Genomic DNA, 750 nt, shown 5'->3' with positions numbered 1-750 from the left:
CAGAGCGTGGTTGATGCCGAAACCCACCTGATTGTCGCGCATGAGGTCACAAACCAGGGGCATGACCGGGACCTGCTGACAAAGATGGCCAAACAGGCAAAGGCCGCATTGCAGCGTGAGGATATGCACATCCTTGCCGACAAAGGCTATTTCAGCGCCCTCGAAATCCTTGCCTGCCACAACGCCAGCATCACGGCGACCGTGCCGCGATCGGACACATCCGGCGCCCGGTCCAAAGGGCATTATGTGAAGGCTGACTTTGCCTATGACCACAGTGCTGACATCTATCGCTGCCCGGCGGGACAGGCGCTGACACACCGCACCACAACCGAGCAGCAGGGTCTGCAAATGCGGCGGTATTGGACAAATGCCTGCAAGACTTGCGCCCTCAAAAAACACTGCACCACAGGATATGAGCGGCGGGTCTCAAGATGGGAACATGAACATCTGGTCGAGGCATCGAATGCCCGTCGACGCAGCCCTGCCGCCCCGATGAGTGTGCGCCGCTCGACGGTCGAGCACCCGTTCGGCACGATCAAGTCCTGGACGGGGCCCTGCCATTTCCTGACCCGGCGGTTGGGTGGCGTGGGCACAGAAATGGCGCTGAACGTGCTGGCCTACAACATCAAGCGCTTGGTCGCCTTGGTCGGGATCAAGGGGCTGATGGCGGCAATTCCGGGGTAGATCGGATCAGCAGGGGCTTCCATCGACGGTTCGGCGTGCTTCAAGGCTTCTTTTCGAGCCCCCAGA

General features: G+C 60.4%; 1 protein-coding gene. It reads left to right on the top strand.

Annotated features, from left to right (window positions below; all coding sequences use genetic code 11):
* The coding region (locus EEB11_RS19285; RefSeq protein WP_167852824.1) for a transposase at positions 1–684 on the top strand (684 nt) is incomplete at its 5' end.
* Positions 685–750 lie beyond the last annotated feature (66 nt).

The sequence above is a fragment of the Pseudotabrizicola sediminis genome, assembly GCF_004745575.1.
Classification (GTDB): Bacteria; Pseudomonadota; Alphaproteobacteria; order Rhodobacterales; family Rhodobacteraceae; genus Pseudotabrizicola; species Pseudotabrizicola sediminis.
The sequence above is the reverse complement of the archived record's forward strand: the minus strand, read 5'-3'. Positions and strand labels throughout refer to the sequence as shown.